Annotated in this window: 15 protein-coding genes; 7 read left to right on the top strand and 8 right to left on the bottom strand. The window is 69.3% G+C overall.

Annotated features, from left to right (window positions below; genetic code table 11):
• Positions 1–105: 105 nt before the first annotated feature.
• Positions 106–2,379, bottom strand: a complete 2,274-nt coding sequence (locus NL1_RS03765) for a molybdopterin-dependent oxidoreductase (RefSeq protein WP_084510281.1) — start codon at positions 2,377–2,379, stop codon at positions 106–108.
• On the bottom strand, positions 2,376–3,350 hold the full coding sequence (locus NL1_RS39870; protein ID WP_067834331.1) for an enoyl-CoA hydratase/isomerase family protein: 975 nt from the start codon (positions 3,348–3,350) through the stop codon (positions 2,376–2,378). The genes NL1_RS03765 and NL1_RS39870 overlap by 4 nt, the downstream gene beginning before the upstream one ends.
• Positions 3,351–3,533: 183 nt before the next feature.
• Here NL1_RS39870 and NL1_RS03755 point away from each other — a divergent pair, with 183 nt between their 5' ends.
• Positions 3,534–4,037: a GNAT family N-acetyltransferase gene (locus NL1_RS03755; protein WP_067834330.1), complete on the top strand. Its 504-nt coding sequence runs from the start codon at positions 3,534–3,536 to the stop codon at positions 4,035–4,037.
• Here NL1_RS03755 and NL1_RS03750 read toward each other — a convergent pair.
• The 4 genes from NL1_RS03750 to NL1_RS03735 all read right to left on the bottom strand — a co-directional run bounded on the left by NL1_RS03750 (position 4,012) and on the right by NL1_RS03735 (position 6,741).
• Positions 4,012–4,215 carry an NUDIX hydrolase gene (locus NL1_RS03750; protein ID WP_067834327.1) on the bottom strand — a complete coding sequence of 68 codons (204 nt, stop codon included), beginning with the start codon at positions 4,213–4,215 and terminating at the stop codon, positions 4,012–4,014. The genes NL1_RS03755 and NL1_RS03750 overlap by 26 nt on opposite strands.
• 28 nt (positions 4,216–4,243) lie before the next feature.
• A complete protein-coding gene (locus tag NL1_RS03745; RefSeq protein WP_067834416.1) occupies positions 4,244–5,035 on the bottom strand; it encodes an SDR family NAD(P)-dependent oxidoreductase in 792 nt (263 codons plus the stop codon).
• A 146-nt stretch (positions 5,036–5,181) separates the two neighbouring features.
• Positions 5,182–5,790 carry a TetR/AcrR family transcriptional regulator gene (locus NL1_RS03740; protein ID WP_245673076.1) on the bottom strand — a complete coding sequence of 203 codons (609 nt, stop codon included), beginning with the start codon at positions 5,788–5,790 and terminating at the stop codon, positions 5,182–5,184.
• A gap of 57 nt (positions 5,791–5,847) precedes the next feature.
• Positions 5,848–6,741 (bottom strand): alpha/beta fold hydrolase, encoded by an 894-nt coding sequence (locus tag NL1_RS03735; RefSeq protein ID WP_067834323.1) that lies wholly within the window; start codon positions 6,739–6,741, stop codon positions 5,848–5,850.
• 117 nt (positions 6,742–6,858) lie between these two features.
• On the opposite strand from NL1_RS03735, the gene NL1_RS03730 reads away from it, so the two are divergent.
• Positions 6,859–8,712, top strand: coding sequence for a Na+/H+ antiporter (locus NL1_RS03730; protein WP_067834414.1), 1,854 nt, complete (start codon positions 6,859–6,861; stop codon positions 8,710–8,712).
• Here the strand turns inward: NL1_RS03730 and NL1_RS03725 are convergent.
• A complete protein-coding gene (locus tag NL1_RS03725) occupies positions 8,688–9,275 on the bottom strand; it encodes a TetR/AcrR family transcriptional regulator (protein WP_067834315.1) in 588 nt (195 codons plus the stop codon). The genes NL1_RS03730 and NL1_RS03725 overlap by 25 nt on opposite strands.
• A 203-nt stretch (positions 9,276–9,478) precedes the next feature.
• Here NL1_RS03725 and NL1_RS03720 point away from each other — a divergent pair, with 203 nt between their 5' ends.
• Entirely contained in the window at positions 9,479–10,096 is a 618-nt protein-coding gene (locus tag NL1_RS03720; protein ID WP_067834314.1) for a TetR family transcriptional regulator, read from the top strand.
• A gap of 38 nt (positions 10,097–10,134) precedes the next feature.
• Entirely contained in the window at positions 10,135–10,788 is a 654-nt protein-coding gene (locus tag NL1_RS03715; RefSeq protein ID WP_067834313.1) for an enoyl-CoA hydratase-related protein, read from the top strand.
• A 180-nt stretch (positions 10,789–10,968) separates the two neighbouring features.
• Here NL1_RS03715 and NL1_RS03710 read toward each other — a convergent pair whose 3' ends face one another.
• A complete protein-coding gene (locus tag NL1_RS03710; protein WP_162272681.1) occupies positions 10,969–11,673 on the bottom strand; it encodes a TetR/AcrR family transcriptional regulator in 705 nt (234 codons plus the stop codon).
• A 225-nt stretch (positions 11,674–11,898) separates the two neighbouring features.
• On the opposite strand from NL1_RS03710, the gene NL1_RS03705 reads away from it, so the two are divergent.
• From NL1_RS03705 to NL1_RS03695, 3 genes are all read left to right on the top strand, one after another.
• Positions 11,899–12,387 carry a DUF6841 family protein gene (locus NL1_RS03705; protein ID WP_067834412.1) on the top strand — a complete coding sequence of 163 codons (489 nt, stop codon included), beginning with the start codon at positions 11,899–11,901 and terminating at the stop codon, positions 12,385–12,387.
• Positions 12,380–13,282: an alpha/beta hydrolase gene (locus tag NL1_RS03700; RefSeq protein ID WP_067834309.1), complete on the top strand. Its 903-nt coding sequence runs from the start codon at positions 12,380–12,382 to the stop codon at positions 13,280–13,282. The genes NL1_RS03705 and NL1_RS03700 overlap by 8 nt, the downstream gene beginning before the upstream one ends.
• Before the next feature lie 89 nt (positions 13,283–13,371).
• The coding region (locus NL1_RS03695; RefSeq protein ID WP_162272680.1) for an alpha/beta fold hydrolase at positions 13,372–13,879 on the top strand (508 nt) is incomplete at its 3' end.

Raw genomic sequence — 13,879 nt, 5'->3', positions numbered from 1 at the left:
TCTTCGGCGATTACTACCGAAGGCGGCCATCGCGGAGACGGCCCGGTAGTTGATCGACCACCCGCCTTGACTGGGGCAGCGGTGTGCGGCAGTCGTGAACGGCGTTCAGTCAGCGGGTTCGATGCGGGCCGGGACGTGTTTGTGCCAGGGTGTGCCCGCGATGGCGTCGCGGAGGGTGACGTCGGTGAGTTCGTTGAGTGCGACGCCGGTTCGGGCGCTCTCGGGCAGGTCGAGGCCGAAACCGTTGGGCAGGGACGCGTGGCCGGGTTGCATGCGGTCGGTGAGTTCGATGGTGGTGACGGCGCTGCCGCGGCGGGTGGTGACGCGGGCGCGGTCGCCGGTGGCCAGGCCGAGGCGGGCGGCATCCTCGGGGTTCATGCGCAGGGCGCCGTCGGGGTCGCGGCGGCGCCAGCTGTCGTCGCGGAAGATGGTGTTGGCGGTGAAGGAGCGCCGCTCGCCCGCGGCCAGCACGAACGGAAAGTCGGCGCTGGTGTGGGTGGCCGGGGTGGTGTCGAGTTCGCGCAGGGCGTTCAGCAGTTCCGGGATGGCGAGCGGAATGCGCTTACCGGGGTGCGGCACATAGTCCCAGGCATCGGCGTAGTCGTCGACGGTGAAGGTGACGCCGGAGCGTCCGGCGAGAATGGCGTCGAACAGGGCGTCGGCGTCGCGATGCCCAGCGCGGCGCATGGCGGCGGGGTGGGTGCGGGCGACGCGCTGGGCCAGCGCCCACAGCACGGCGGCGGCGCGGGCGCCCTCGGGCAGCGTGGGGCCGAGGGTTTCGTAGAGCAGGTACGGTGCCAGGCCCGCGGTGTTCTTGTCGGCGGCGAGCAGTGCCGCGAAAGCGAGCGCGTAAGGGCGGCGGCCGAGGCGGGCGGCGGTGCGCAGCAGTGCGAGCCGGGCGCGGGAGACGGCGCCGAGTTCGCGCAACAGGCGGGCGTAGATCTCCGGTTCGGGCAGGGTGCCAGGCAGCGGATCGAGCAGCGGCGCGCGCAAATGGAAGGTGTTGTGCGGGAATTCGAGCGTGAAGAAGGTGGCTTCCCACTTCTCGAATTGGCTGGCGGCGGGAAGCACGTAGTCGGCGTGGCGGGCGGTCTCGGTGAAGGCGACATCGATGACGACCACCAGGTCCAGCGCGTCCAGGGCGGCGCGGAAGGAGGTCGAATCGGCCAGGGAGTGCGCGGGATTGGCGGATTCGACGATCATCGCGCGGAACCGGTCGGGATGGTCGGTGAGGATTTCCTCGGCGATGGAGTTGCAGGGCAGCATGCCGCCGAGGACGGGTGCGCCGGTGACGGGGCTGCGGCGGATGTCGCGGGTGTAGCTGGCGAGCGGGACCAGCCAGGAGTGCGGTTGCATGGCGCCTTGCGCGGCGAAATTGCCGGTGAGCAGCCACAGCAGTTTGTTCAGGTAGGAGATGAGGGTGCTGTTCGGGCTTTGCTGGACGCCCAGGTCTTCGTAGGTGGCGACGCTGGTGGCGGTGCCGATGCGGTGGGCGGCCGTGCGCAGCAGGTCGACGGGGACGCCGCAACGGTCGGCGTAGCCTGCGATGTCGATGTCGCGCAGTGCGGCGGTGATGTCCTCGGCCTGGGTGGTGTGGGCGGTGAGGAAGGCGTGGTCGAGCAGGTCGTCGCGGACCAGGATCGCCAGCAGCGCGGCCAGGCACCAGGCGTCGGTGCCGGGACGGACCTGGAGGTGGATGTCGGCGAGATCGGCGGTTTCGGTGCGCACCGGGTCGATGACGATCATGGTGCGGTCGGGGTCTTTGGCGATCTGCTGCAGGATGGTGCGGGCGCGGGGCACGCCGTGGGACTGCCAGGGGTTCTTGCCGAGGAACACCGACACTTCGGCGTGCTCGAAGTCGCCGGTGGTGTGGCCGCCGGTGAGGTGGGCGTCGACCCACCCTTCGCCGGTCTTCTCCTGGGCGAGCGCGGTGGAGCGGTAGCGGCTGCCCAGGGCGCGCCGCAGCGCGCCGCTGTAGGCGCCGCCGAGATGGTTGCCCTGTCCGCCGCCGCCGTAATAGAAGATCTTGTCGCCGCCGTGCTGGTCGCGTACCTGCGCGAGTCGCGCGGCGACCTCGGAAATCGCGGTGTCCCAGTCGATTTCGGTGAAGGTGCCGTCTGGTTCGCGGCGCAGCGGGCTGGTCAGGCGGGCGCCGCCGTTCTGGTAGTGATCCAGGCGCAGCGCCTTGTTGCAGGTGTAGCCGGCGGAGGCGACGTGCTCTTTGTCGCCGCGGATCTTGGCGAAACGGCGGCCGTCGAGCTGGATGAGCAGACCGCAGTTGTTCTCGCACAGGATGCAGGCGGTCTTGTGCCACTGCGCTGGATCGTGGGCCGGAGCCGTGTCACCGGCGGGAGCTGCGCCATGGGTGGGGGCGTTCATCGGCTCACCTGGTCGACGCGGGTGCCGTTGAGCCACGGTTTCGGGTCGGCGAGGAAGGGGGTGTCACCGAGGCGGGCGAGGTCGTCGAAGAAGGCGCGGGTGGTGCGTGCCGCGGCGGCGGTGGTGCCGACGGAGACGAATCCGGCCTGTTCGCGGTCGAGGCCGCGGGCGAGGCGGGTGTCGGTGCCGAAATAGATCGCGCGTTTGAGTTCGGCGACGACCACCGGGTTGCGCGCGGCCAATCGGGTTGCAGTGGCTTGGGTTTCGGCCAGCAGCTGATCCTCGGGGACGACGCGATGCAGCAGACCGAGGCGGTGGGCTTCGGACACCGGCAGGGGTGCGCCCTCGAGGGTGATCTCGAGGGCGGCGGCCGCGCCGAGCAGCCTGGTGAGGCGTTGGGTTCCGCCGCCACCGGGAATGAGGTTGGCCATGGTTTCGATCTGGCCGAGCTTGACGTGCTCGGCGTCGGCGGCGTAGCGCAGGTCGCAGGCCAGCGCGATCTCGTGGCCGCCGCCGAGCGCGGGTCCGTTGATGGCCGCCAGGTACACCGCGCGGGAGCGGTTCATGCGCAAGGTGGTTCGTTTCCAGCGGTGTCCCCACACCAGCCCCACGCCGAGCCCGCCACCGAAGCGCTCCGCCACCGACGTCGCTCCCGGGACGCGCAGTGCCGCGCTTGCGGCGCGCAGTAGCGGTGCGGCGACGCGGGCGGGCACGAACGGGTGCGGCAGCTCGATCATGCCGGTCAGCGCGGAGGGGTCGGCGTGGGTGAGGAAGCGTCCCGGTAGTCCGCCGGTGAGGACGACCGCGCCGACGCTGTCGTCGGTGTCGACGGTGGCGGTGAGGCGGTCGAGGTCACGGACGAACTCGGTGGTCACGAAGTTCAACGGTGGTGCGACGGCGCGGGCGGTGAGCACCCGCCCGTCCTGGGCGAGGTCGATCGTTTCCAACCGGAGGTCGGCTGCGCGAGACATCGGCGGCTCCTAACGGCGCGCAACGGCGGCGGTGCGGTGCCGACCCTGCCGGGCCGTACCCACCGGTAACTACTATGGCATAGACCATAATCCTGATGTCAAGGGTCGGCTCCCGCATCGCGCGGTTCACCGACTGGGAAATGGCGTGGCCCCGCCGCGCAGAGCTGCCTTATCGTCGGGTCCGTGACCTCCGCTCTGCTGCGACCGGCCGTGGCCGCCGACGAACCCTTCCTCTGGGAAATGCTGTACGAGGCATCGCATGCCGCCGACCAAGGCCTGACCGTCGTCGACCTCGAGACCATTCCCGCGCTCTCGCGCTACGTCGAGGGCTGGGGCGTCGAGAGCGATCTCGGTGTCATCGGCGGCCCGGCCGAATCCCCGTGTGGCGCAGCCTGGTTGCGCCTGCTCACCGGCGCGGACGCCGCCTACGGCTACGTCGACGACGCCACCCCGGAACTCGCGATCGCCGTCGCACCGCGAGCGCGCGGCACCGGACTCGGCACGGCCATGCTCGAACGGCTCGTCGCCGACGCCGCCGGACGCTACCCGGCGATGAGTCTCAGTGTGCGCGAGGACAATCCGGCGCGCCGCCTGTACCAGCACGTGGGCTTCGTCGACGTCCCCCGTTCACAGATCGTCAACCGGGCGGGCACGACCAGCATCACCATGGTGTTGCGGCTGCGCTGAGATCGAGCGGTACCCCGGGCGGCCCATCGACGAGCAGATCACCCAAGCGTTCGAAGGTCTCCCCAGGCTCGCATCCGCCGCCGGATACCAGAACGCGGCCGTCCGCGTCGGCGCTGGAGAACAGCAGCAACCGCTCGCGCTGGTCGAGCAGGAGCACCCGGCCGCTGCGGCGCGGCATCGGTGCCGGTCCGACATCCGTGTCGCGCTTACCGTTTGGCGCGCTGCGCGTCGGACACTGTCGCCGCGATCTTGTCCGCGCCTGCGAGCCGCTGCACCCGAGCGGCCAGGCCCGGCGCGATGCCCGCCAGCAACACACCGAAGCGCGTCTGGGGCGTGGCGACATCGATCTCGCCGACGTTGTGTTCCACGCCGCGGCACACCGCCTCGGCGACCTGCTCGGGCGAGGAGGTGCCCATACCGAACGCGGCGGGGACGCCCGCGTCGGCGAACATGCCCGCGTCGCGGACGAAGCCTGGGAAGATCGTCGACACGCCGACGCCGTGCGGGGCGAGATCCTGGCGCAGCGCCTGGGCGAACCCGCGCAGCCCGAACTTGGTGGCGTTGTAGAGGGAGGCCCGGGGTGAGGCGAGCTTGCCCGAGATGGAGGAGACGAACACCAAGTGGCCGCGTCCCTGGGCGATGAGGGGTTCGGCGAGCAGGCGGGCGGTCAGGATCGGGGCGCGCAGGTTCACGTCGAGTGCGCGGTCGATCTGTTCGATCGAGTAGTCGGTGAGCAGCCCGCTGGCGGGCAAAGCCGCGTTGGCAACGACGATGTCGACCGGGCCCGCGGCCGCGAGCAACGCCGTGACGCCATCGCTGTCGGCCAGGTCGGCGGGCACGGCGCGGGCGCCGGTCTGCTCGGCCAGCGGGGCGAGCACCTCGACGCGGCGGCCCGTCAACACCAGTTCGGCGCCGCGGTCGGCGAAGGCGTGGGCGATGGCGTGCCCGATGCCGCCGGTGGCGCCCGTGATCAGGACTCGTGAACCTCGGATCTGCATCGGCTGTACCGTCCCCTCCTGCCCGACCGCGGTGCCGCGGTGCTGGAACGCGGGTTTGTCCCGCCTGGAAAGCACGGTAGCGAGCCGCCGCGGCCCACGCATCCGCGTGCGGTCGGATCTGCGGCTCCGACCCTGGTAGGGCCCGCTCAGTGCGCGGTGGTCGTGTAGAGCGCCCGCAGTTCGGTCACCGCATCGTCGAGGGGGGCGATGCTGTGCTGGACGCGGCACAGGGCAATCGCGCCCTCGAAGGAGGCGACGGTGAGGACCGCCAGGCGCTTGGCTCGATCGGCGGGGACCTCGTGCCGGGTGAGGACTTCGGTCAGCGCGGTGTGCCAGCGGTCGAAGACGGCGGCCGCGGCGCGCGCGAATTCCGGTGCGTCGTCGTTGGTTTCGACGGCGACCGCGAAGATCGGGCAGCCCGCACGGAACTCGCTGTCGCGCAGCGTGGTACGCCACATGTCGGCGAACTTCTCCAGCGCGTCGACCGGGTCGCTGTCGCGGGTGAGGCGCTCGATGTAGGCGGACATGATGTCGCCCGCGGTGGTCACCGCGTCGTTGATGAGCTGGGTGCGTCCGCCGGGGAAATGGTGGTACACGGAGCCGCGCGGCGCGCCGGTGCTGGCCAGCACCCGGTCGACGCTGGTCGCACTGGCCCCGTGTACACGCAGCGAGTCGATGGCACCCTCGATCATCCGCCGTCGCGCGTCGGGCAGGCGGGTGCGAGGAGAACTCTCGGTGCTGGATCGGCGTGCCACATCCCCATTCTATGGGGATGCCCATAGTGCGGGGTGTTTGCGCGGTCCGCGCCGCTACTACCCGACCCGGGTGCGGTGGAACTCGAGGAACGCCTCCAGGGTCCGCTCCGGCGCCTCGACCTGCGGGTAGTGGCCGATGTCGGGGAGCTCCACCACGTCGGGTCGCTCGATCAGTTCGCGGTAGCGCTTCACCATGTGCGCGCCTGAGACCGGGTCGCGCAGGCCGTTGATCAACCGCACCGGCACCTCGGCCCGCTGCAGCGCGCCGACCCAGCGTTCCCGGTTCTTACGACGTTCGGCCATGTACCGGATCAGCTTGTGCCCGTTGCGTTTACCGTGCTTGCTCGACCACAGCAACCAGAACTGGTGCAGTTCGATGGGGCTGGGGCGGGTGTCGGGCCCGAAGACCGCCGCCAGGCTGCGGCCGAAGGTGGCCTCGCCGCCGAGGACGCCGACCAACGGTCCCAGCGGTCCGGCCAGCAGCCGCTGCACCGGGCGCGCGTGGTGGGTTTCGGGGAACAGTCCCCCGTTGAGCAGGCAGACCGATTCGATGATCAGCGAGTGGTCTCCGGACGCGCGGCGTTCGGCGTCGCGGGCGAGCATCTCCTGGGCGACGGTGTCGCCGTAGTCGTGGGCCAGCAGGTGGAAACGCTGGACGCCCTGTTCGCGCAGCAGCTGTTCCTGCAGGTCGGCTTGGTCGGTGATGCTGTAGTCGTAGGTGCGCGGTTTGGCCGACCAGCCGAAGCCGATCATGTCGGCGGCCAGGACCCGCGCGAACTGCTCGCACAGGCCGGGCCACACGGCATGCCAGTCCCAGGACGCGGTCGGGAAGCCGTGGACGCACAACAGGACCCCGTCGGGACCGCCGCCGCCCTCGGTCCAGAAGATCTGGTGCCCGCGATGGGTGAAGCGATGTCCGTTGGCCCGCCAGTTCGCAAACTCTTCCTCCATATCGGATAAGCATTCCGCGTGCGCGGCGCCGAGGCAGCCATTCCAGAGAATCGGCGTGGCGAGCGCGTCGTCCACCGCGCGACCGACACGGCGGCGGCGTTTTGGGAGAATGCGTTCGTGCATGTCGCGATCGGCCTGGTGGTTCTCGTCGCGTCGGCGGCCGCGCTGGCGGCCCTGGCGCGCCGTTTCGGCGTCTCCGAACCCTTGGTGCTGACGCTGGCCGGAGTGGCGGCCTCTTATCTGCCGTTCGTGCCCGCCGTGCACCTCGAGCCGGAGGTGGTGCTGCTCGGCTTGCTGCCGCCGCTGCTGTACACCGCGGCGATCCGGACCTCGCTGGTGGACTTCCGCGCCAACATCGGCACCATCGCGTCGCTGTCGGTGGGTTTGGTGCTGTTCAGCACCTTCGCGGTGGCGGCGGTGGTGTGGTGGCTGCTGCCGGTGCCCTTCGCGGTGGCGGTGGCTCTCGGCGCGGTGGTCGCCCCACCCGACGCGGTGGCCGCGACGGCGGTGGCGCGCCGGATCGGGATGCCGCGGCGCATCGTCACCATCCTCGAGGACGAATCGCTGTTCAACGATGCGACCGCGCTGGTGGCGTTGCGAACCGCGATCGCAGCCTCGGCGGGCGCGGTGTCGGTGTGGCAGGCGGGCGGCGATTTCCTGCTCGCCGCGGGCGGCGGCGCGCTGGTCGGCGTCGCCGTCGCCGCGGTGCTCGCGCTGCTGCGGCGCCACATCAGCGACCCGGTGCTGGACACCACGCTGTCGTTCCTCGCGCCGTTCGCCGCCTACCTGCCCGCCGAAGGGATACACGCCTCCGGCGTGATCGCGGTCGTGACCTGCGGGATGATCCTCGGGCACGGGGCGCCGGTGTGGCAGTCGGCGGCCTCGCGCATCGCCGAACGCACCAACTGGCGCACCATCCAGTTCATCCTGGAAAGTTCGGTGTTCCTGATCATCGGCCTGCAGGTGCGCGCGATCGTCGAAGGCGCGTGGAGTAGCGGCCTGGACCACACCACCCTGGTCGTGTCCGCGATCGCGGTGCTGCTCACGGTGATGGTGGCGCGGCCATTGTGGATCTTCCCGTGGTCGCTGCTGTTCCAACGGCTCGGGCGTTCGACGACGCCGCTGAGCTACCCAACGGTGGTGTCGTGGGCGGGCATGCGTGGCGTGGTGACGCTGGCGGCCGTGCTGCTGTTACCCGAGGACACCCCGCAGCTGCCGGTGCTCAAGCTGCTCGCGCTGGTCGTGGTGGCCGGAACGCTGCTCCTGCAAGGCACCTCGCTGCCCTGGTTGGTCCGCCGCCTGCACCTGCGCGGCCCGAGCCGCTCCGAGGATGCACTGCAGAAAGCCGATCTGCTCACGCAGGCGGCCACCGCCGGGCTGGCGGCGCTGGACGCGGCCGCCGGACCCGACACCCCGCCGCAAGTCGTGCAATCGCTGCGGGAACGGCTGACCTGGCGGACCAACGCCGCCTGGGAACGGCTGGGCCGCGCGGAATCCGAACAGCGCACCCCCACCGCCGAATACCGCAGGCTGCGGCTGGAGATGTTGCACGCCGAACGCGAAACCGTGCTGCGGGTGCGGGATTCGGGCGGCATGGACTACGAGATCCTGCAGCATGTGCTGGCCAGGCTGGATCTCGAGGAATCCATGATCGACCGCTTCGACGAAACCGAGGAAGAACACCGCGAACCCCTCGCCGCGCCCGCCGCGGCCGCCGACTGCGCCCACCTGCGGGCGGCGCCGCTGCTGCGCGAACCCACCGAACCCGACGAGTGCGCCGAATGCGTCGCCGAGGGGCAGCCCTGGGTGCACCTGCGAATGTGCCTGTCCTGCGGGCACATCGCCTGCTGCGACTCCTCGCCGGGCAATCACGCCACCAGGCACTACACCGCGACCGCGCACCCGGTGATGCGCAGCGTGGAACCGGGCGAGGCGTGGCGGTGGTGCTACGTGGACGAGCTGCTCGGCTGAGCGCCCACCGACACGGGGCGGCGGGCATGCGAATAGATCAGCCGGGCGTATTCGTTGAGCAGCCGCTGCAATGACACGTCACCACCGCCCGCGGAGATCTGCTGGTATCCGATCAACATCGCCATCCCGAGCGAGGTGACGACACCGGCGGTCTCGTCGTCGCCGACCACGCCGTTGATCACCTTGTGCACGGTGCGGCGGCGGGACTCGTCGACCCGCTTGACCGCCAGGTTCACCGATTCGTCGTTGGCGGCCCACGCGCGGATCGCGGCCTCGGCCGCGTGATGCAAGCCTGCCGCGAGATCGGACATGGCGCGCACGTCGTCGTCGGGATCGCCCTGGTTGAACTTCAAGGTGCGCAGGATGAGCACCTGCCGGTTCTCCCAATGCTCGAGCAGCGCGTCGACGAAACCCTGCCAGCTGCCGAAGTGGTGATAGAACGAGCCGCTGGTGACCCCGAGCCGACGGCACAGCAGCCCGATATTGAGGCCCTTGAACCCGAGCTCTGCCAGCACCTCCAACGCGCTGTCGAAGTACTGCTCCTTGGTGACCACTCGTGACATTGCGGATGCCGTTCTGCTCGTGCGGGCAAGGGGGAGGGCCCGAACAGTACCGCATCGGTTCGGGCGCGCGTGCGAGCACAACCGAATCCGTTGGACGACTCGAAGTAGCTGTTACCTCACGAAATATGTAGTGCGCGTGTGGAACCCGCTTGCATGAACGTACGCTTGCATTACAGAGCATTTGCTCTGTTATAGTCGACGGCATGCCACGCCCCCGCACCCACGACCCCGACGCCGTGCTCGACGCCGCGGAGTCGCTGGCGGTTCGCGGCGGTCCCGCCACGGTCACCATCCGCGCCGTCGCCACGGCCACCGGGATGTCGAACGGCGCGCTGTATCACACCTTCGGGTCGCGGTCCGGGGTGCTGGGGCGTGCCTGGTTGCGTGCGGCGCGGCGATTCGTTGCGGTGCAGAACGAGTTGGTCGACGCGCGATCGAACTCCGAAGACGGTGCGGGCGAGGACGCCACCGAGGCGATCGTGGCCGCCGCCGAGGCGCCGAGCGTGTTCTCCGAACGCTTCCCCGACTCCTCCCGGCTGCTGCTCACCGTCTCGCGCGAGCAACTGCTCGGGGAGGACCTGCCCGACGAAGTCGCCGCCGAGGTGCGCACCGCCGAGCGGGCGCTGATCGACCTCATGGCGCGGCTCGCGCAGCGGCACTGGGGCCGCCGCGACCGGCGCGCGATCGAAGTGCTCACCACCTGCCTCGTCGACTTGCCGACCGCCATCCTGATTCGCCGCGACCGGATATCCGAACCCCTTGCCCGCGAACAACTTCGGGCCGCCGTCCGCGCCGTGCTCGCGGTCGGTCCCCCCGACTGACTCCCGACCCCGACCGTCCCCGACACGAGGAAACCGCTATGCCCACCCTGGAATACCACGACAAGATCGCCGTCCTCGACCTCGGCGGCGACGAGAACCGCTTCTCCCCCGACTTCCTCGACGAAGTCGACGCCCACCTGGACACCGCGCTCGCCGAGGGCGCGCAGGGGCTGATCACCACCGCGAGCGGCAAGTTCTACTCCAACGGCCTCGACCTGGACTGGCTCGGCGCCAACACCGACCGCGGCCAGTGGTACGTCGCCCGCGTGCAGGCCCTGCTCGCGCGGGTGCTCACCCTGCCCGTGCCGACCGCGGCCGCGCTGCCCGGACACGCGTTCGGCGCGGGCGCCATGCTCGCCATCGCCCACGACTACCGCGTGATGCGCGCCGACCGCGGGTACTTCTGCTTCCCCGAAGTCGATATCCGCATCCCCTTCACCCCCGGCATGGCCGCCCTCATCCAGGCCAAGCTGACCCCGAAGGCCGCGGTCGCCTCGATGACCACCGGCCGCCGCTACGGCGGCGAGGCTGCCGCCGAGGCCGACATCGTCGACGTCGCGACCGCCGAAGATCGAGTACTCGCGGGCGCTCTGGAAATACTGATCCCGTTGGGCGGCAAAGACTCCGGCACGCTCGGGGCGATCAAGAACACCATGTTCGCACCGGCCGTCGCCGCGCTCACCGCGCCGTAGGACAAGCGAGTACCGGACACATTCGGCGACCAGGCCTCCCTCGGGACGCCTGGTCGCCGATGTGTTCACTCAGGGTCGTCGGCGAGATCCACCGTCGTGGAGGCCGCACTCGGCTACCGACCGTGTGGGCGCCTTCCGCTCCGACGATCATCGGCGGGTGAAGTCAGCTGATTCGCAAGTTCAGTCGATCGACGACCTCGCCGTCGAGGAGTCGCAGCGGCGTGAAGACGAGTAGCCGACGAGGAACACCTGAACTGCCCGCTGCACCACCGCGCCGATCTCTTCATCGGTGACGGTTTCCCCGAGCAGGACCTTCTCGCGGACTCCGCCGTAGGCCAACATCCCGAACTGGCGGGCGGCTGCCTCGGGATCGGGAATGCTCAGATTGCCCAGCGCGCACTGTTCGCGCAGGTACGAGGCCAGAGTGGCGCCGAAGCGTTCCATGACATCGCGGTAGACGGCCGCCAATTGCGGAAAGCGGATCGCCTCGGCGACGATCAACCGATAGAGCCCGACCTCCGCGGGAGATGTCCAGCCGCGAGCGATTTGTGTCCCGAAGGCAGTCAGCGCGCGCTCGGGGTCGCCGCCGGACGTGGCCATCGCGGCGGTGATCGCCTCGTGTGAGCGTGCGGCCAGATCGCCTGCCGCCGCGATGAGCAACTCGTCCTTGCTCGGATAACGGGCGTAGATCGTCTTCTTCGATACCCCCGCCTCGCGCGCGATGCGAGCGATGTTCGCCTCGGCGTAGCCGTGGGTCACGAACTCCTCCGCCGCGACCGCGATGATGTGACGCCAGCGCGCGGCCAGCGTGGACGCCGGAGGGCGGCCGGGACTCACTGCTCGCGGCGGGGACTGCTCCGACGACGCACTCCTTCCTGCTGTCACGCTCACGACCATCGCACACCCTCCTGTCTTCGGCCAACCAACCATTGACAAATGGAACTCATGAGTTCCTATACTATAAAGGAACTTGCTGGTTCCGTTATTGCGCGGCCAGTGCGGAGCACGCCGCGAACATGAGGTGACTCCGCGACTGTGCTCGACGCTTCGAAAAGTTCCCCGGATATCGAGCTGATCGGTCGTTCGCCGACCGTGTGGAAGGACCCTGTCATGCCCATCGACCAGATTTCGGCGACACGTGCCGAAGTGACGAGTTGGTTTTTCGAGGACTATCTACCGCGGTGGGTCGGTGTCGCCTCCGGAACCTCTTCGGAAGGACCGGAATTCATCCTCGAGTATTGGGGAACACCGATGCACGTCACCGCATCCGACCAGTCGTTCTGGTGCCTCGATCACGCAAGCGTCCTCGCATTTCTGCAGCTCAACCTCGCGCCGCTGCGCGAATCGGGCTACAGCCACACCGTGGTGCCCGATCGCCGCGTCACCGTCTACAACGCGCTCGGCGCCGCGATCGAGGTGATCTGGTCCCGTCGTCGCGCGGACGAGAGCGAAATCCAGCGCTGGGCTGTCCATTTCCAAGTCGCCAAGTCCATCGCCGGATGGCGGGTGATCGCTGTCCAAGCCCTCGACACCGCCAAGGACGAGCTCGAGGAGATCTGGTCCTGGGAATCGTCGACCGAGGTGGTCGATCATGGCTGAGCAGACGTATCCGCCGCTGGTCATGCCCGAGGGCGTCCTCCGGGAAACGACCACGATCTGGAGTAACGGCATCCCGCTCGACGCGGACGTGTACCGCCCGGCGACGATCGATCCCGGTGCCGCGCTGCCCGCGGTGGTGCTGTGTCACGGCTGGGCGGGCAGCAAGCACACCGCCGAACGCTATGCCGCGTTGTTCGCCTCCGCGGGCATGATCGCTCTCACCTTCACCCAGAGCAGCTGGTTCGGCTCTGGATCACCGCTGCAACTGGTCGGCGCCGCCCCCGAGCGTGACGACAACAACGAGGCACTCACCCGAGTGCGGTTCCTCCGGGATCTGGTCGACCCGTTCGCGTGGACCGCGAATCTTCATGCCGCCCTGGACTACATCGAAGGTGAGCCCAACGTCGACACCGCGCGTATCGGAATCTGGGGAACCAGCTACGGCGGCGGCGTTGCCGTCTACACCGCCGCACACGACCACCGCGTCAAGACCCTAGTTGTCCAGGTGCCTGCCATCTCGCTAGGGCAGGGACCGGTCGCCGAACTCGCCCGCAGGCATGCGATCGACGCCGCTCGCGGCAAAGCCGACGCCATCCCGCAGGGCATAGACCGATTCCCGACTCCGGAGGGAACCCCGCACCTGGCCACCATGGCACACTTCGATCCACTCACCCAAGTCGAGCGGTTGCAGATGCCGACCTTGATCATCGATGCCGGCCGGGAGGAGTTGTTCCCCACTCCCGACAACGGGCACCGTGCCGCCGAGATCCTCAGGGCCGCAGGGACTGTCGTCGAATACCAGGTCATCCCCGACATCACCCACTATGGCATCTATTTCGACGGCTACCAGCCCGGCAGCCGTGCCGCTCTCGACTGGTTCGAGCGTTACCTATGACACCGTCGCGCGCCCGCGGTCTTATGGTGCCCACCGCAATCGGCGGGCTTCATGTTCACTACGCCGGGCCGGAACACGGACCAGCAGCATTGCTGTGGCCGAGTTTGTTCACCGACGGTCAGACCGGCTGGGGAGCGCAACTCGCCGTCCTGCACAAGCTCGGGTGGCGAACCCTGCTGGTCGATCCCTACGGTACCGGCGAAAGCCCCTCGCCCCCACGGCTGTTCACCATGGAGGAATGCGCCGACGCGGCGGTGCAGGCACTGGACGCAGCCAGCATCGACCGCGCCGCCATCCTCGGGCTGTCCTGGGGCGGCTTCGTCGCATTGCGGGTCGCGCTCGCCGCACCCGAGCGTGTCATCGCGCTGGTTCTGTCGAATTCCAGCGCGCGCCGCATGTCCCCGCTCGAACGTCAGCGCGATCGTGTGCTGTCGCTGCTCGTGCGGATCGGAATTCCAAGCCGCCCAGGCAAGTCGGTGGTGGCCCAGTTGCTGGGCGAGTACACCCGCCAGCACGACCCCCAATTCGCCGCTCAGCTCGCCGATTCCATCGATCGCCTCGACAACGTTGGACTGGCCAGAGCGATGCGCTCAGTGC

The sequence above is a fragment of the Nocardia lijiangensis NBRC 108240 genome (assembly GCF_001613045.1).
Lineage (GTDB): Bacteria > Actinomycetota > Actinomycetes > Mycobacteriales > Mycobacteriaceae > Nocardia > Nocardia lijiangensis.
Note: the sequence above shows the minus strand (reverse complement) of the source record. Positions and strands in the feature narration are given on the sequence as shown.